Source organism: Acinetobacter sp. FL (assembly GCF_040744925.1).
GTDB lineage: Bacteria > Pseudomonadota > Gammaproteobacteria > Pseudomonadales > Moraxellaceae > Acinetobacter > Acinetobacter radioresistens.
Window position 1 is genome coordinate 708718 of the sequence record NZ_CP160437.1, and the last position, 18336, is coordinate 727053.

16 protein-coding genes are annotated in these 18336 nt (G+C 43.4%); 4 read left to right on the forward strand and 12 right to left on the reverse strand.

Features of this window, described 5'->3' with window-relative positions:
- Nucleotides 1-7: 7 nt before the first annotated feature.
- The 6 genes from adeK to sdsA form a co-directional block, all read right to left on the reverse strand.
- Nucleotides 8-1480, reverse strand: coding sequence for a multidrug efflux RND transporter AdeIJK outer membrane channel subunit AdeK (gene adeK / locus ABZP31_RS03265; RefSeq protein WP_248134436.1), 1473 nt, complete (start codon nucleotides 1478-1480; stop codon nucleotides 8-10).
- Complete coding sequence (locus ABZP31_RS03270; RefSeq protein WP_248134377.1) at nucleotides 1480-4659, reverse strand: efflux RND transporter permease subunit; 3180 nt, start codon at nucleotides 4657-4659, stop codon at nucleotides 1480-1482. The genes adeK and ABZP31_RS03270 overlap by 1 nt, the downstream gene beginning before the upstream one ends.
- Nucleotides 4660-4671: 12 nt before the next feature.
- Nucleotides 4672-5913, reverse strand: coding sequence for an efflux RND transporter periplasmic adaptor subunit (locus tag ABZP31_RS03275; protein WP_248134375.1), 1242 nt, complete (start codon nucleotides 5911-5913; stop codon nucleotides 4672-4674).
- Nucleotides 5910-6551: a phosphatase PAP2 family protein gene (locus tag ABZP31_RS03280; RefSeq protein ID WP_248134374.1), complete on the reverse strand. Its 642-nt coding sequence runs from the start codon at nucleotides 6549-6551 to the stop codon at nucleotides 5910-5912. Before ABZP31_RS03280 ends, ABZP31_RS03275 begins: the two co-directional genes overlap by 4 nt.
- Nucleotides 6552-6700: 149 nt before the next feature.
- A complete protein-coding gene (locus tag ABZP31_RS03285; protein WP_248134372.1) occupies nucleotides 6701-8755 on the reverse strand; it encodes a site-specific recombinase in 2055 nt (684 codons plus the stop codon).
- Between the two features lie 16 nt (nucleotides 8756-8771).
- Complete coding sequence (gene sdsA / locus ABZP31_RS03290; protein ID WP_005015869.1) at nucleotides 8772-9749, reverse strand: All-trans-nonaprenyl-diphosphate synthase; 978 nt, start codon at nucleotides 9747-9749, stop codon at nucleotides 8772-8774.
- 467 nt (nucleotides 9750-10216) lie between these two features.
- Between sdsA and rplU the strand changes: the two genes are divergently transcribed.
- From rplU to serS, 4 genes are all read left to right on the forward strand, one after another.
- On the forward strand, nucleotides 10217-10528 hold the full coding sequence (gene rplU, locus ABZP31_RS03295; RefSeq protein ID WP_005015865.1) for a 50S ribosomal protein L21: 312 nt from the start codon (nucleotides 10217-10219) through the stop codon (nucleotides 10526-10528).
- 18 nt (nucleotides 10529-10546) lie between these two features.
- Nucleotides 10547-10804 carry a 50S ribosomal protein L27 gene (rpmA, locus tag ABZP31_RS03300; RefSeq protein WP_005015863.1) on the forward strand — a complete coding sequence of 86 codons (258 nt, stop codon included), beginning with the start codon at nucleotides 10547-10549 and terminating at the stop codon, nucleotides 10802-10804.
- A gap of 208 nt (nucleotides 10805-11012) precedes the next feature.
- Entirely contained in the window at nucleotides 11013-11708 is a 696-nt protein-coding gene (gene lolA / locus ABZP31_RS03305) for an outer membrane lipoprotein chaperone LolA (protein ID WP_248123088.1), read from the forward strand.
- Between the two features lie 207 nt (nucleotides 11709-11915).
- Nucleotides 11916-13187 carry a serine--tRNA ligase gene (serS, locus tag ABZP31_RS03310; RefSeq protein WP_005024948.1) on the forward strand — a complete coding sequence of 424 codons (1272 nt, stop codon included), beginning with the start codon at nucleotides 11916-11918 and terminating at the stop codon, nucleotides 13185-13187.
- An 88-nt stretch (nucleotides 13188-13275) separates the two neighbouring features.
- Here serS and ABZP31_RS03315 read toward each other — a convergent pair whose 3' ends face one another.
- From ABZP31_RS03315 to ABZP31_RS03340, 6 genes are all read right to left on the reverse strand, one after another.
- A complete protein-coding gene (locus ABZP31_RS03315; RefSeq protein WP_228156638.1) occupies nucleotides 13276-13800 on the reverse strand; it encodes a helix-turn-helix transcriptional regulator in 525 nt (174 codons plus the stop codon).
- A 21-nt stretch (nucleotides 13801-13821) separates the two neighbouring features.
- Nucleotides 13822-14268, reverse strand: a complete 447-nt coding sequence (locus tag ABZP31_RS03320) for a hypothetical protein (RefSeq protein WP_248123086.1) — start codon at nucleotides 14266-14268, stop codon at nucleotides 13822-13824.
- Nucleotides 14269-14425: 157 nt separating this feature from the next.
- Complete coding sequence (locus tag ABZP31_RS03325) at nucleotides 14426-15055, reverse strand: hypothetical protein (protein WP_248134370.1); 630 nt, start codon at nucleotides 15053-15055, stop codon at nucleotides 14426-14428.
- Nucleotides 15056-15340: 285 nt separating this feature from the next.
- Nucleotides 15341-16426, reverse strand: a complete 1086-nt coding sequence (locus tag ABZP31_RS03330; RefSeq protein ID WP_248088404.1) for an LLM class flavin-dependent oxidoreductase — start codon at nucleotides 16424-16426, stop codon at nucleotides 15341-15343.
- A gap of 30 nt (nucleotides 16427-16456) precedes the next feature.
- The gene (locus ABZP31_RS03335) at nucleotides 16457-16978 is read right to left on the reverse strand and encodes a flavin reductase family protein (protein ID WP_111280585.1); all 522 of its coding nucleotides are present in this window, start codon (nucleotides 16976-16978) and stop codon (nucleotides 16457-16459) included.
- A gap of 45 nt (nucleotides 16979-17023) precedes the next feature.
- Nucleotides 17024-18274 carry a dienelactone hydrolase family protein gene (locus ABZP31_RS03340; protein ID WP_248134368.1) on the reverse strand — a complete coding sequence of 417 codons (1251 nt, stop codon included), beginning with the start codon at nucleotides 18272-18274 and terminating at the stop codon, nucleotides 17024-17026.
- Nucleotides 18275-18336 lie beyond the last annotated feature (62 nt).

The following is an 18336-nucleotide window of genomic DNA, read 5'->3' on the forward strand; positions in this document are numbered from 1 at the left end:
ATTATACTTACTGTACAGCTTTCGCTTCACGGTTTGCTTTTTGTTCAGCAGTTGAAGCCGGGCGAGCAATCAAATCGGAACTAGTGGTTTTAACCCCACCACCTAAAGATTTATACAGTTCTACCTGATTATTCAGATTGGCCTGTTCAAGGAGCAACAAGCCTTGCTCGGCTGCATATGAAGCACGCTGTGCATCAAGTACAGTCAGATAGCTGTCAATACCAGCACGGAAGCGTGCATTTGCCAGACGATATGAAGTATTGGTGGCTTCTACCAGACGACGCTGTGCAGCGACACGGTCACCAATATTTTTACGAACAGCCAGTGCATCATTAACTTCACGGAATGCAGCCTGAATTGAACGCTCATAATCTGACAGGGCAATCTGCTGATCTGTTTCAGAAATAGCAATATTGGCACGACGCGTACCCCAGTCGAAGATTGGAATATCCAGACTTGGACCAAGCGACCAGACAAATGCACCTGATTTGAACAGGTCACTCAGGTCAGTTGAAGCATAGCCAGCCGAACCAGTCAGACTGATCGTCGGGAACAGGCGTGCGCGTGCAGCTCCAATATTGGCTCCGGCGGCACTCAGCTCATATTCAGCAGTACGGATGTCCGGACGGTTAACCAGCAGGTCACTTGGCAGACCGGTCGAAAGGACATTTTGGTTCGTTACACGGCTAATACGCTTCGGTGGCAACAGGTTGTCAGGAACCTGTTCACCCACCAGTAAATTGAGCAGGTTACGGGCCTGCGCAATTTGCGTGCGATAATTCGCTACGTCATTGCGAGCAGTCTCAACAGAAATCTGTGCCTGACGGACGGGTAATTCAGAATCAATCCCGACATCAAAACGTTTCCGGTTAAGATTGTAGGATTCAAGCTGGGCAGCCAGTGTACGTTCAGCCAGGTCCAGATTGGCGCTAGCAAATGAATAGTTGAGCCAGGCTTGTGACACCTGACTGATCAGGCTGATCTGGGTAGAGTCACGAGCAGTCTGCGTAGCCAGGAAGGTGTCTAGTGCTGCATCACGCAAGCTACGGACACGACCCCAAAAATCCAGCTCATAAGCTGTTACACCTAGCCCTACATTGTATGAAGTAGTCGGACCACGGCCCTGACTATTCAGGTTGTCCTGGCGTAGTACACTACCACTGGCACCAATGGTAGGGAGCTGGTTATTTTCAGAGATCTGGAACTGCTGCTGGGCTCGCTGAATGTTCAGGGTCGCCGTACGCAGGTCACGGTTATTGGTCAGGGCCAGATCAATCACCGATTTCAGGCGTTCATCTGAGAAAAAGTCTTTATAGCCCTGTGCCGCAATCGAGGTTCCACTATCTGCTTCAATATAATTGTTGGGAATATTGGCATTAGCGACTGGCTCTGGACCGCGCATGCTCTGACATGCAGTCAGAGCAAGCGCTAGAACAGACAAAGCAAAACCGCGACCTGTTAAAGTCCAGAAATTTTGCATCACGATATTTGCTCCTGATTATTTCTGTTTTTTGGTTTCTGTTTAAAAATGCTACGGATCCATACATAGAATACTGGAATAAAGAAGATACCCAGTAATGTTGAGCTGATGACACCACCCAATACACCGTAACCTACCGAGTGCTGGCTGCCTGCACCGGCGCCTGAAGACAGGGCAAGTGGCAGTACACCAAAACCAAATGCTAATGTGGTCATGATAATTGGACGCAAACGCATTCTTGCAGCATGCAGCGTAGCTTCTAACAGTTCTTCACCTTCTTCTTGCAGGTCTTTTGCAAATTCCACAATCAGAATAGCGTTTTTCGCAGCCAGACCAATTACCGCAATAATTGCAACTTTAAAGTAGATGTTATTCGAGAGGTTAGGATCTTTCGAAATCATCATGCCTAAGAACGTCAGTACTACGGCACCCACAATACCCAATGGAATAACCATGAGTACCGAGAATGGAATAGACCAGCTCTCGTAAAGTGCAGCAAGACACAGGAATACGATCAGGATTGAAAGGGCAAGCAATGCAGCAGTTTGCGAGCCGGCTTCATTTTCTTCAAGTGATAAACCGCTCCATTCATAATCATATCCCTGCATACCCATACTTGGCAGCTTGGCCATGATTTCCTGCATTGCCAGCATGGCATCACCAGAACTCACACCCGGGGCAGGTGTACCCTGAATATTAACCGATGAGATACCGTTATAACGTTCAAGACGAGGTGAACCATAAGTCCATTCACCAGTTGCGAAGGCTGAGAATGGGACCATCTGGCCCTGGTTATTACGCACATACCACTTGTCCAGATCTTCAGGCATCATCCGGGTGTCTGCCTGACCCTGTACATAGACACGTTTTACACGGCCACGATCTACGAAGTCATTAATATAAGACCCGCCCCACGCAATACTCATAGTACTGTTGATATCAGCAATACTTACTCCCATTGCACCGGCCTGAGCCTGGTCAATCGAAATTTTATATTGTGGCGTATCTTCCTGACCATTTGGACGCACACCCATCAGGCGCGGGTCTTGGGCAGCCATACCCAAAATTGCATTACGGGCAGCCATCAGTTTTTCATGGCCATTACCACCTGCATCTTTCAGCATGAAGCTAAAGCCCGCAGTCACACCCAGTTCAGGCATGGCAGGTAATTGTAAAGGCATAACGTAGCTGGCATCTTTAGCAATAACGTTCAGTGCCATACCACGCTGGATAATTGCACCAATCTGTGCTTCAGGGGTAGTACGCTCACTCCAGTCTTTTAATCTGATAAATGCCAGACCCGCATTTTGTCCTACACCAGTGAACGAGAAGCCTGCGACACTAAATACAGACTGGACATATTCCTTTTCATTCTCAAGGAAAAAGCCGGTCATGGTGTCAACTACCTGTTCAGTACGGCTTAGTGATGCATTAGGTGGAAGCTGTACCAGCGTCATGACTACACCTTGGTCTTCATCTGGAAGGAATGAAGAAGGCAGTTTCTGGAACAGCAGCACCAGTATGCCAATCACCACAACATAAAACACGCCAGAAATAATACGGTGATGCAGGAGTTTGCTTACACCATTCTGATAACGGTGAGACATCCGGTCAAACTTATGGTTAAACCAGCGGAAGAAGCGGGCAAAAATATTATTGCTTGGTGCTTTATTTGGATCGTGCTGTTTGAGCAGTGTCGCACAGAGCGCCGGCGTAAAGGTAAGCGCTACAATTAACGACAGGATCATTGCGGTAACCAGAGTAATCGAGAACTGCCGATAGATGACCCCGGTAGTGCCCCCAAAGAACGCCATGGGTACGAATACTGCGGTTAGCACTGATGTAATACCAATCAGGGCACCAGAAATTTGTTTCATTGAAAGTTCTGTGGCAGTAACCGGATCAAGATGCTCCTCTGCCATAACACGTTCAACGTTCTCCACCACAACAATCGCATCATCTACAAGCAGACCGATTGCTAGTACCATGGCGAACATGGTGAGGGTATTAATCGAGAAACCAAAAATATTAATTACAGCAAAAGTACCTAGAACAACAACCGGAACAGCAAGTGTTGGAATAATAGTGGCGCGCCAGTTCTGCAAGAACAGGAACATCACGATAAAGACCAGAATGACTGCTTCAACCAGTGTATGAACCACACTTTCAATTGAAAGTTTGATAAACGGAGTAGTATCAAATGCCAGCACGTCTACCATCCCTTGAGGATAGCTGGTACGTAACTCTTTTAAGCGTGCCTCGACTGCTTCAGCAGTGTCGAGTGCGTTGGCGCCTGTCGCAAGTTTAATGGCTACACCGGCCGCTGGTTTATTATTATATTTTGAAATAAAACCGTAATCTGCGCTGCCCAGTTCCACCTTGGCGACATCACCAATACGGACTTGTGCACCACTTGCAGTATTTTTCAAAAATACATTGCTAAATTCTTCAGGAGTCTGCAACAGGCTTTGTGCAGTAACTGTAGCATTTAGCACCTGATCTTTAGTCAGTGGCGCACCGCCTAACTGACCCACTGCCACCTGAGCATTTTGGCTACGGATGGCGTTAGCTACATCACTTGGAGTCAGCTGAAAACTGCTTAGTTTGGCAGGATCGAGCCAGATACGCATGGCATAAGAGCCACCAAATACCTGTACCTCACCCACACCTGCAACACGTGATAATGGTTCAGAAATATTTGAGTTAACGTAGTCTTTAATATCGGCATCTGACAGGGAATCATCAGGTGAATAAAATGCAATGACCTGCAAGAAGCTGGCACCAGATTTGGTTACCCGCACGCCTTGGCGCTGTACATCTTCAGGAAGCAGAGCCGTTGCAGACTGCAGTTTGTTTTGAACCTGAACCTGTGCAATGTCCGGATCAATACCTTGTTCAAAATTCAGCTGGATAGACGCTTGACCATTCCCGGCACTATTTGAAGAAATGTAGCGTAACCCGTCCAGACCGTTCATCTGCTGTTCAATAATCTGGGTCACTGTATTTTCAACAGTTTCAGCAGAAGCGCCCGGGTAAGTTGCCGCAATCGTCACGGTCGGTGGAGCAATCGTCGGATACTGTGCAATCGGCATTTTGGTGAGAGTAAGTACCCCCGCCAGCATGATCACCAGCGCAATCACCCATGCAAATATGGGGCGATGAATAAAAAATTGAGCCATTCAGTCTACCCCTTATGTATTTGAAGTAGCATTTTGTTCAGCTTGTGGTTTGGCCTGTTGAGCTGGTTTTGCGTTATTGCTTCCCTGGGCCGCTGCCTGAGGCTGTAGAGGTTTAGGGTTCACTTTTTGGCCTTCTTTAACTTTGGCAATGCCTTCTACAATGACACGTTCACCTGCCTGAATACCGCTAGTCACAATCCAGTCTTTACCTTGCACACCGGCAGTTTGTACCGGACGGCTTTCTGCAAGGCCTTTAGCATTTACGACCATGGCAACCGCCTGTCCTGTCGGAAGACGGGTAATTGCAGCCTGTGGAATCAGCATTGCATTTGGAATCACTGCCTGTACGATTTTTGCAGTCGCATACATACCCGGTAACAGCAAGTGATTCGGGTTGGAGAATACTGCACGTAGAGTCACTGTGCCGGTTTCTGGATCAACACTGGCGCCAGAAAATGCAAGATTCCCTTCAATCGGATACTCGCTTCCATCTTCAAGGCGCAGTTTAACTTTAGTGTTGTTACTGCTGCTCAGGTTACCCTGGTTCAGCTGTTGACGTAGACGCAGCAGTTCAGCACTTGACTGGTTAATATCGACATAAATTGGATCAAGCTGCTGAATGGTAACTAAAGGTTCAGTCTGGCTGGCCGTCACCAGTGCGCCTGCTGTAACTGAAGAGCGGCTAGACTGACCTGAAATTGGAGCCCGTACAGTAGAGTAGCCCAGATTAATCTCTGCATTACGCAGTTCTGCCTGAGAGGCGTTAACATCAGCTTGTGCCAGTTTTACCTGAGCTACAATATCATCATATTCCTGTCTTGAAATCGCATTGGTGCCTACCAGCTGACGATAACGGCCTTCTTTTACACGCAGAACATTCAGGTTTGCCTGCTGGCGGTTCAATGTAGCACGAGCACTTGCTACATTTTCGCGGTTGGTACGCGAGTCAATTTCATATAAAGCCTGTCCCTGACGGACATAGCTTCCTTCAGTAAACAGACGTTTCTGGATTACACCGCTTGCCTGTGGCCGTACTTCAGAGATCTGATAGGGTGAGGTACGTCCAGAGAGTTCAACAGACTGTTCTACACTTCGTGGCTGAGCAACCAGGACACCTACTTCAGGTGGTGGCATTTGTTGAGCAGCCGCGCCTGTTTGTGCATCTTTTGGATCTTTGCTACAACCCACAAGTGCGATACTTGTTGCTAAAGCACAAGCGGTAAGGGCCGGTGCCCAAAGCTTTGCCGATGTCATTGTTCCACCTCATTTAGATTTTTATCTAAAAATAAATTATTTTTGCCTGACTGATTATGACGAAACCATAGCCAAAGCAGAGAGATCCAAATAAAACCAATACTCCAACCCGTTAAAACATCGGTTGGGTAATGAACCCCGAGATAAACCCGTGAAATTCCCATAATGATCCACCAGCTATTCGCAGCAAGGAAAATCCAAACATAATAACGATGCTTGCGAAGTAGGAAGAGCAACAGACAAGCAAAGCTTGCAGCATATGCACTATGGGCACTTGGAAATGAGGCGCCGTAGCTCTGAACCAGGTGATATATTTCTAAGGGTCGGGGCCTTGCAATCCACCATTTCAATAACCAGACCAGCGTGCCGCTGCCGATCATTCCGAAACTAATAAAAATAACGGTTTTATATTTTTTATACCATGCCAGTCTTGAGCACCAAAGCAGTACAACAAATCCTATGACAACTGAACCACCTATTTTAGATAAGAACATTGCAACAATATTAAGGGATTCTGTTCGGTGCTGGCTGAACCACTTTACTTGTGCCACGTCCCATCCCTGAAGCGCAGGGATGTAAGATACCAGTCCGCTAAGGACAAGCATAAGGCAAGCAATAAGCAAGAACAGGTAGGGCATGCAGCAACCTTGTATTCTAACTGATCAGTTAGGAGCCATAAATTGAAGCAAAGTGTACTGACTGGTACACTTTTTTTCAAGTCTCTAGAATTATCTTATTTTTAACTGAGCAGTTAGAAGCAATATCACATAAACGCAACAAAATTAAGTTATTTTTCTGTTTTAGACAGCGAGTTATCTACAGAATTTGCTGCTTCTTCAATTTTAGGGGGCCAGAAAAAATCACTAGGACGGGTCATAAAATGTGTCAAAACTAACTTTGCCAAAGGTTTCCATTGCTCAAAACGAACCCGTCGTGCGCGTAGAGCTACAATAATGGTAAGACTAAAACTGACAAACAAGTTAGTTAAGCCAATAAGCAGGACGCCCAGAAAAGAAACAATGATGAGGCCAAGATCTGGCCCGCCATTAATATTCATCAGACCCTGAATAAAATTGGCCGATGCAAAGGCAATATGCCGGATATCTAGGGGTAATCCTAAAATAAAACCCAGTGTTCCCATACTGCCCAGCATAATCCCAAATAGAAAGTTACCGGCAAGTGCTCCCAGATTACGTTCAATATAGGCAGAAAAACGGTCTAGGCGGTCTTGTCCCATCAGGTTTTTTAATTGGGGATGCGCTTTCAGGCGTGGTCCTACTTTACGGTAAACTGCCATATTGTCGAAATAGCCGGCAATTAGTCCCGAAAGGAACAGGCAAACACCGGCAATTGCTGCATGGGGCAGAGCAAGGGAAGTAAAGGGATTCAAGTCATGCAAAAGCTTGGTAGCTTTCATATGGGTCATTAGAGGTTCTTGCATCCCGGCTTCCCATAGCAGGGTAATCAGTGCTGCGGTTGGTATGGCTATCGAGATATTACCCAAGATTGCAATAAACTGAGTCCGGATAATATTAATAATCAGGGCTGCCAGTTCTGCAATTTGTGCGGTGCGAGAGCCTTTCTTATGCTGTACCGTGGCAGCGAGCGCTGCTGCGGTCATAGCTGGCTGTTTGGTCGCTACTGTAAAATGCAAGACATGAATCAGTACGAAGCCTAAAGAGTAATTCATGCTGAACATAAAGGCCTGCATGAGCGGAGCCATGGCCAGACGCGCCATCAGGATTTTAAGGGTTGCCATTGTGGCAATAATTACCCCTGCACCTGCTGCGGCCTTATACATTGAAAAAAAGCCCTTTTTATCGGTACTTACATAATGTTCACCGGTCCGGCTGGCATTCTCAGTTACCTGTAAGGCAATCAGCTCACTGGTAGTGGTCAATAAAGCCCGTACACTTTTTTCACTATAATGTGCCTTGACCAGCTCACTCAGCAGCTGGCTGAGTGCATCATAAGTATAAATATCTTCTACAGTGACGATATGCAGCAGCAATTCAATCCGGTCCACACATTGCTCAAGCAGGGAAAGCAGATAGGCGAGGCTTAAACTTACCCCAATACGCTTGGTAGACCGGCGAATCTTGAGCACGACATCCCGGCACTGTTCAAACATCACAAATGCCTGTGATGCATCTGGTGGCTCCATCACGGCAAACTGGTCCAGATTTTGAAGCAGCTTTTTATAGCGGACAATAAATTCCACTACTTCCCGATTCTGGACCAGAAAGGGGGATTCGTATTCGGTCAGTTCAGGATAGGCATTAATAAACTCCGGATAGAGTCCAATACCACTAATCCGGTAAGATAAAACGGTAATCGCGCGGATCATTTCATCACGGACTGACTGCTTCTCTGCCATATTGCCATTACTGCGGCTAATCAAGCTAAAGAACAGTTGCCAGTCCTGGCTATCAATATTTTCTAGCCAGTATTTGTCAGTACGCTGATGAAAGACACGGTGCAGCAGATCGGTCAGCTGGGTTTCATCATTGATCAGCGGCAAAAAGTGTGCACCTAAACGCTGGGTAAACTGATTCCAGAAACCATCTAACGATAAAATGCCGCTGTCAGCATAAAGTGCGGTTTGCCGGTAATGATTAATAATACGTAGAACAAAAGTTTGAAATGTACAGGCAGCGGCCGGTGTAATTAAAAGCGACTGAATAAATGCCCGAAATTTTCTTTCAATTTCTTCGGTATTTTTGGTATCAGCGGGGCGTAGACGGTTAACCAGCTCAATAAGAATATTTTCATCTAATACAGCTTGAGGTTGCTCAAGCTGCTGGTGCATTCTGAGAAAAAGATCTTGAAAGTTTAAATGCATAAAATTTTTAATAATATTATTGGATTCGGTCTAAAGCTAAGCGGGTCAAGTTAACCAGCGCCTGCCGGTAAGTACTCTCAGGTAATATTTCTAGTGCCTGTAATGCTCGCTCGGTTTCTTCAGTAGCACGCTTATGGCAATAATCCAGCGCTCCCGAATTTTGTACAATCGCAATAACTTGTTCAAGCTGTGAAGTACCGCCAGTGGCAATGCTGCGACGGATTAGGTCGCGCTGTTCACCTTGAGTATTTTGCATTGCTGCAATCAGCGGCAGGGTGGGTTTGCCTTCCATCAAGTCATCGCCAATATTTTTGCCGAGCGTATCAGCATCTGAAGTGTAATCCAGAATATCATCAATAATCTGAAAAGCATTGCCAAAGTGTCCGGCAAAACGACGTAAAGGTTCACGGTATTCAGGTTTGCCTGCTAGTATTGCAGCGCCTTCGGTCGCCAGTTCGAACAACCGTGAGGTTTTACCGTGAATAATCTGTAAATAAACAGCTTCTGTCGTATCTGGCTGATGCTGTGCCTGCAACTGCAATACTTCACCCTCAGCAATCTCACAGGTTCCTGTAGAGAAGTCCTTTAACAAGATCATATTGTCCAGATCAACCAGCAGATCAAATGCCCGGGCAATCAGAAAATCCCCCACTAGTACCGCAGTCTGGTTATTCCATGTCGCATTTGCTGTTGGTCTGCCACGACGTAAGCCAGACTCATCTACCACATCATCATGTACCAGAGTCGCCGTATGCAGCATTTCAATAATGGCCGCCAGCTTCTGTGCATGCTTTAAATTGGTTTCACCACAGGCATAAGCGGCCAGTAAGCACATAATCGGACGCATGCGCTTTCCGCCTGCTTCAACGACATGCTTGCTGACTGACATGACCAGTGCGACCTTGGAGCTGATTCCTTCATTAATAAACTGGTCCATCGCTGCAAAATCTTGAGCAACAGGAGCGAGAATATCTTGCTTGAAATCGATGGCCATATGAAGAAGAACCTCTTGCGAAAGTAATCGGATGCACAGTTAAACAGTGAGACGTCTAAACACCGTGACCAGCCTTTAGATAGCTGATACTTAAAAAATTAAAGCTATTGTATCCTAAAGCAGCCAGGAAGGTAGCCAAAATTCTAGGGCTTAAACCAGACGGGAGCCTTTAGTTTAAGGTCCGCTGCCTTTGAGTATATTCTTCTAAAGAACTGCTGCCATGATGCTGTTGCGCCAGACAAGATACAGCGTGGCCTTAAAAATGCAAAGAAAAATCACTGAAAATACCGGTAAGGGAAAAAGAATAGTGTGTATACAAATGTCGTCTGAATATTTTGGGTAAATTACTTGTTGTTTGATCGGTTTTCACTTAAAATCTTTGGCCTTGTATAACCCCAGTGGCGCTCGTCTTAAGATCGGTATATCCCTTTGCCGGCACGACGACACGGGCATGATTGGAGTACATTATGTACGCAGTAATCCAAAGCGGTGGTAAACAGCACCGTGTAGTTGAGGGTGAAACCCTTAAAGTTGAATTGTTGAAAGCTGAAACTGGCTCAACTATTACGTTTGACGACGTACTAATGGTTGTGAACGGCGAAAGCATTCAAATCGGTGCTCCAGTAGTCGCTGGCGCTAAAGTAACTGCAGAAGTAGTTGGCCATGGTCGTCACGACAAAATCCGCATCATCAAAATGCGTCGTCGTAAACATTACCGTAAACAACAAGGTCACCGTCAATGGTTTACCGAGTTGAAAATTACTGGTATTTCAGGCTAATTACGAGGAGTAAGAGACATGGCTCACAAAAAAGCCGGTGGTTCGACACGTAACGGTCGTGATTCAAACCCAAAAATGTTAGGTGTTAAAATTTATGGTGGTCAAACTGTGACTGCTGGTAACATCATCGTTCGTCAACGTGGTACAGAATTCCACGCTGGTGCAAATGTAGGTATGGGCCGTGACCATACTTTATTTGCTACTGCTGATGGCGTAGTAAAATTCGAGGTGAAAGGTCAATTTGGCCGTCGCTACGTAACAGTTGAAGCTGTATAAGTTTAAACTGTTTGAGAAAAGCCCACTGTAAATGTGGGCTTTTTTTATATCTAAAGTTATAGAAAAAATCTTCATCATGATGGATAAATTTCAACAAACTGCATGAAGAACATAACAAAATATCTTATATTCTCAATGATTAGGCCAGAGTTTGTCAGTTAAGATGAAACTCAAATAAATGAGATCAGGCAAATATAAAGGTGATTATATGAATATGCTTCGTAAAACCATATGTGCTATGACAGTGGGTGCAGCCACCTTGGCGCCAGTAATCAGTACCTCTGTTATCGCTGCGCCTGTGGCGGCATCGGAGCAGCAGGCAACTGCAAATCTGGTTCAGCAGCTCAAAGGCCTACAAAGTCTGAGCGCCAATTTTGAACAGACCACTAAAGTTAGTGGCAATGCGCCTAAAAAGCAGAAAGGCCTGACAGCTCAACATATGAACCAGACCTTTAAAGGTACAATGAAAGTTGAGCGTCCTGGAAAATTTTTCTGGGAAACCAGCAGCCCGTCTAAACAGACAATTGTTACTACCGGTAAAACAGTCTGGATTTATGACCCTGATCTTCAGCAGGCAGTCCGTCAGTCTTTAGATGAACAGGTCTCAAATACACCAGCGTTACTGCTCTCTGGTAATACCAGTCAAATTATGCAGTCTTATCGGGTAACGCAACCAAATAAAGCCAAAACCTATTACACCCTTTATCCAAAGAATAATGAAGGGGCTTTTCAGAGCCTGACTATTAGCTTTGGTACTAACAAAGCTCCAAGCCTGATGATTTTAGAAGATTCACTTGGCCAGACCACCTATGTAAAATTTAGCAATGTAAAAGTTAATGCTTCTATTCCGGCCTCTACCTTTAATTTCACTCCGCCAAAAGGCACCGATATTATTGACCAGTAAATAAATTCTTTTAAATTTAAAAAGCTGCCTTGTGGCAGCTTTTTTATTATAGTTTCTCTTATATATCCGCTATAGAAAGGAAGGGCACTATAGTTGAAATTGTGGGCTTATTATGCGAATCATCCGAACAACTTCCTGTGCTGTCTGTATTTTTTGCCTTGAAGAGCTTACACTATAGCCAGTTTTTTACCTTATTTATGATTGGCTATGATTGACCCGAAATTACTCAGAAATAATATTGAGGCTGTAAATTTAGCATTGGCAAAACGCGGTGTTCAGCTTGATGTGGAAGAATGGGCAGCTCTGGAAGTGCGCCGTAAGGAAATCCAGCAGAAGACTGAAAATTTGCAGGCAGAACGTAATGCCGGAGCAAAGCAGGTTGGTCAGCTTAAAAAAGCAGGTGAAGACGCATCAGAGATTATGACACGTATGTCAGCAATTGGTGATGAAATCAAAGCTGCTGAACTGGCACTGGCTGAACTGCAAGCCGAGCTTGAAACCAAATCAATGAATATTCCTAATCTGCCAGATGAGTCTGTACCAGCAGGCAAAGATGAAAGTGACAATGTTGAAATTTTAACATGGGGTACTCCACGTCAGTTTGACTTTGAAATCAAGGACCATACAGACCTGGGCGAGTGGATGGGTGGACTGGAGTTTGAAACAGCCACCAAATTAACCGGCTCACGTTTTAGTGTACTTAAAGGTCCTCTGGCGCGGCTGCAACGTGCTTTAACCCAGTTTATGCTCGATACGCACACCCTTAAAAACGGGTATACCGAAGCGTATGTGCCTTATCTGGTAAATGCTGATTCCCTGCGTGGCACAGGCCAGCTACCAAAATTTGAAGAAGACCTATTCAAATTGCAGGGGGAAAAAGAATATTACCTGATCCCGACTGCAGAAGTACCTGTAACGAATTTTGTGCGTGACGAGATTATTGATACTGCTCGCCTTCCATTGAAATATGCAGCGCACACGCCATGTTTTCGTAGTGAAGCCGGTTCTTATGGCCGTGATACCCGAGGCCTGATCCGCCAGCATCAGTTTGATAAAGTGGAAATGGTACAGATCGTTAAGCCTGAAACATCCATGCAGGCACTTGAAGAACTTACTGCCCATGCAGAGAGCATTTTGCAGGCACTGGGTTTACCATATCGTAAAATTTTGCTATGTGGTGGAGATATGGGCTTTGGTGCCACTAAAACCTATGATCTGGAAGTGTGGGTGCCTAGCCAAAATACCTATCGCGAGATTTCCTCTTGTTCTAATATGGGGGATTTTCAGGCTCGTCGTATGAAGGCCCGCTACCGTGTAGACCAGAAAAAAACTGAATTTGTGCATACATTAAATGGTTCAGGTTTGGCTGTTGGACGTACGCTATTGGCTGTGATGGAAAATTACCAACGTGCTGATGGCTCGATTGAAATTCCTGAGGTATTACGTCCATATATGGGCGGACAAGAATTTATTGATTAATTGATCAATTCAAAAAGCTAAATCATCTGATTTAGCTTTTTTTATGAATCAATAAATTCGAATTAATACCTAAGTTATGATGTGCTAATTAGCGTTCTATAATTTTCTTTAAAGTCTCGCTAGGTTTTTCACCAAATACTTCTTTATATTCAATAGAAAAGCAACCTAAATGCGTAGCTCCCCATTTGTATGCAATCTCAGTAATATTAATTTTATAGCTTGATTGGGAAATTTCATTATAAATACATTTAAGTCGGTAATGTCGAATATAGGCATTCGGGCTGCATTTTAAATATTTTTTAAAAATTGTATTTAATTTCTTTTTACTTAAACCCGAAGCGTATTCCAGATCTGAAATTTCAATTTTTTGCTGTATATTTTTTTGAATAAACTCTAATAACCGATTAAGAAAATCAGGGTAGTCCAGAGTATTTTTATAAATCAAATCACTGTAATTGTTTGGCTGTGACAATAATAATGATTTGACAATAATATATTCAAAATCTGACCGCATTTCTTGAAAGAAAGAGGCATTGGTAAAATTATGCGTAAAGTTCTTAATGCTATCGATTAAATCCCACCAGGCTTTAATTTTGGGATTGTGACTATCCATTACATTCTCAAAAATAAGAGGTTATATTACGGGTTGAGAAATTAAATCAGATAAGATTTTTTCAACAAAAGTTTTTGAAAAAGAAATGAAGGTTTGAATACAGTTTTTATCGATGATTAATTCAAATTTATCTTCAGGAGAAACAATTGAAGCCTGATCATGACATGCATAGAAAATAGCACCATCTTTTTTAAACAAGGGGCGCCCATTTTTAGGGCGTGTAATACAAAAATAGTTCATATCCTCTTGGTCATGGGTTTTAAAAATAATATCTTTACCGTAAGTTAAGTCACCAATAATCATACGACCGATCTGTGAACCATGAAAACTAAAATCTAGAGGTTCATATTTATTCGAGTCAACTAAATCATGTGGACCAATAATTAACTCAAGACAGTGCCTGGCATCATGAATATTCTGCGTGTGAGACTGAATTCTAGAAATAGACCTATGTTGCTGACTATACATAATTACCTCTACCCTTAGCTTGCTGATATTTTCTATGCAAAAATCAATCCATAATCTTTGCTTTTGTGTTTTATCTCATTTTAAATAAACCTATTTAAATCAAAATAATATAAAAATACTGATCTGGTAATTCATTAGAGTACAGGTAAGTTATTATTTAAAAGTGATAGGCAAGCCGAAGCATGGGGCTACTTGCTGTCGCTCCCCGTCCTGCTTCCCCTGATTCATTATTACCATACTTGTTTTTCCAGTATTGATAGGCAACTCCAGCTTTCAACTTTGGCTGGTGAACAGATATGTCTTTCAATAAAGAATACATGAGTGACATATCGACAAAAATTTCACTTGCCGTCTTGCCACCGGTTTCATTTTTGCCTTTAGGACTCATCCAAACACCAATTCCCTGATAATTCCAATTACTTTGCATTACTGGAAAATCCCAAAGTACTTGTAAGGCAAGATATGGATCATACGTGTATTTACTGGTTAAAACATTGGCATCATTGCTTTCATAATAGCCCAGTAAACTTAGATTTAAATAACCAGGTACATTTAGGGTGATACTTGGACCGGCAACATACATTTGACGATTAGAACCATAATCATCATTTTTGGTATTCCAGTCAAAACCAACAGTGAAGCCATAGCTTTTTAACCAGGCAGAATCTTCGATTTTGTGTTGTGTAATACTTGGAATATCCAAGGTGTGCCGATAAATAACATAAGCTTCTTGAGCTCCATGACCAGATGCTTTATTGGTATTCGGCTCATTGGATGATTGGTGCATATTTAATTGGAAAAAATTGGTCCCATAGGTATAGCCACTTAAGTAAACCAAACTAAATATGTACTTTTTAATATCAATCGCATTACCTTGTGCATCATTTTTAAAAGGTTCAGAAAAGTCTCTTCCATAACTGGCTGCTAAAGAGGTATTGCTCTAATTAGCCGCCAATGTAGTTGTCGTAAGAAAGCAGCATAAGACACCTGCACTTAACTCATGTAATAAAAATTTCACAATAAAATCCTCCTTAAAAAAATAAACCGACAGTAAATGTGTCGGTTTAGGGGGTTAACGAATATTATATTTTTCCAGTATGGGTAAAACATGGTCACGGAAGTATGGAAACTCGCGGCTATAATCAAGGAAAGAAAGCGTTGTACCCCTGAAGCCTGCTTTATGTAAGTCAATAATGCCTTGAGCAACGTGTTCTGGGGTCCCTACCAGAGGAAACCCCCCATGGCCAACACTCATGGCCTCACGAATCGATTGTTGAACTTCTTTTGGAAAACTTTGAGCATGCGCGAACATTAGATTCATCAAGTTATCGACAGCTACCACGTCGGCATTGTTGAGTTGACGATCCCATTCAGCCTGGGCTTCTTCTTGCGTTGGACGGCAAATCACGTGTGAAAAGGTCATCACATTAACCTTGCGATTCACTTTAAGACCTGCTTGTTTTAATTCTTCAATTTCAGTTTTACTCCGGCCCAAATCAGAGGCTGGCGTAAACAGGAAGTCTGCATTGTTTACTGCAAACTCACGACCATTTTTAGAGCCTGCTGCATTAAAAATTGGAGGGTGGACTAGGGGTTTCGGTTTTCCATAAGTTCCTTTAGTTTTGAAAAAGTTGCTTTCGAAATCAAATTTTTCTTCACTGGTCCATACTTTTTTAATTAAATTGTACCAGTCTTGTGCATACCCATAGCGTGTTTCATGGTCGTCGGGTAAATATAATCCTAAAGCTTCATATTCAGGTTTGTTCCATCCGGCGACAATATTTAAACCAATACGACCTTGGCTGATTTCAGATAATGTTGCAATCTGTTTGGCAACAACTACGGGATGGTTAGGTACTGTCTGAATTGTGGCAAAGACAGTAATATCTTTTGTCAAAGCTAGTAAAGCAGCTGCCCACGTCATGGTTTCCAAAATAGTACCCTGGAAATCTGTCTGCCCTCCATAGCCAGTAAAGCGTGCAATCGGTAGCATGAAGTCGATCCCCGCCTCATCCAGCATTTTACCAAGTTCTAAATTCTTCTCCCAACTTGCATTCCAACGATCTTCAAGTGTTGAAACGGTCATGCCACCTGAACAGTTTGAAGCAAATGAACCTAATAAAAACCGGTTATTATTAAAAAAGTGATGTTGTTTCATTTTGAAAATCCTTTAAACAAATGAGTCGGGTTACACATCAGCAAAAGCCTGGTGTACATTGGCCTGTTTATACTGTCCGTTATGGAATACCAGTGGATTACCCATTTGATTACGGCACGCTTCAATTTGGCCAACGATGATGTAATGATCACCCGCTTCATGCAGTTCATACTGACGACACACAAAAGTCGTGAGGGACTTGTTTAAAATTGGTATGCCCATGTACTCATCTACATCATCAAGTCCTTCGAATTTGTCATCCGCAGATTTGGAAAAATGTTTTGATTCTAAATACTGATCTTCATTAAGAATATTGATTGCAAAGTATTCTGCCTGTTTGAAATCTTCAAAATGGGTTGCTGACTTTGCGATATTCCAGAGAATAAGCGGGGGATCAAGTGAAACTGATGTGAAGGAGTTGGCTGTCATTCCTATTTTTCTTTGATTCACATCCAGGGCAGTCACTACCGTAATACCTGTGGCGTATTGACCAAGTAGTTGGCGAAGTGACCGTGGTTCAAGTTGTATTACTGGGGTCATTACATTCAGCATAATCATATTCCTTCATAGAGGCTCGAAGAGTCAGAACCTTATTCCTTATTCGCCAACAGGTTTGTTTTCACTTGACGGCCAAGTGGGCATCAATTCATTTGAGGGGAGCGTTTCATCCAGAAGTTTCTTCGCAGTTTCAATACCTGCAACTGGTAGGCCGGTTGGGTCTAGTACCCCGATTTGTACAAGCAGGCTTGCCTGATCCCAGTAGATATGCTCATGGCAAAGTTTTGGTCCACGGAATTTGATAATTCCGAGCATCGGAATCTCGACATATTTGCCTGTTGGCTTAATTCCTGGAATTAACCAATCGATTTCTTCATCATGGGTAAAGCTCATGATGAATTCATCCACCACTTGCGTAGAGCCGACAGTGCGTGAAATTGGAGTTAATTTCATGTCTTTCGGATTGTTATGTATAAAGTGATACTGATAAAAGCGTGCGAGTTGTTTATAACCCACACCACCTGTTAAGGTTGGGATATGATTTACATAAGGTTCAGCAGCCATGGTTGCCATCGTATCTGGCACATTTCGCGTATCAAATTCGAAACGGACGTGTTCTTCCCATAGGGCAGCGAGGTCATAGTGTGGACCAATCGCTTTGCGGAGTGCCGTAATACTGCGCTCATGTGCCATTAATGCACTTGGTTTGTCATAGTGCATACTGTTCGGACGAGCAAATGCATGATCTACGCCTGGGTAGACATAGGTTTCGATCTTTGTATTATCTTTTAATGCAGAAAGAATTTTTTCCCGTGTGTTGGTATCAGAGAATTGGTCAAGTTCTGCAAAATGCGAAACCAGCTTAGACTTGATATTCTTCGCTTCATCAAGATTCTGTTCAATACCTACGCCGTAGTACGACACTGCACAACCTAATTCCGGAATACGGCAAGCAGCCAGATAAGCGAGTTTCCCGCCTAAGCAATAACCGACTAAACCTATACCTGTTTCCTGATTTACAGTTTCTAAGTGTTTAAGGGTATTGATAGTAGACTGAATATCTTCAATACCTGTGTCTTGATCAAACTTGGTATATAAGTCGAATGCTCTCTGGCAATCTTTATCGGTATAACCGAGTTCAACATTAGGCTGAATGCGCCAGAATAAGTCTGGCACGATTACGGTGTAACCTTCTTCCGCCAGAAAGTCTGCTTTTTGGCGCATCACTTCATTTACACCAAAGATTTCCTGGCACAAAACCAGGCCTGGGCCTTGGCCTGCTTCTGGAACGGAAAGATATGCTTTAAACGAACCTGTTGCTGTTTGGACGTCAATATAAGATCCAGCCATGATAGTAATCTCCTGAATAATTAGATCTATCATCGACATCATCAGGAAATTTGACTATCCAA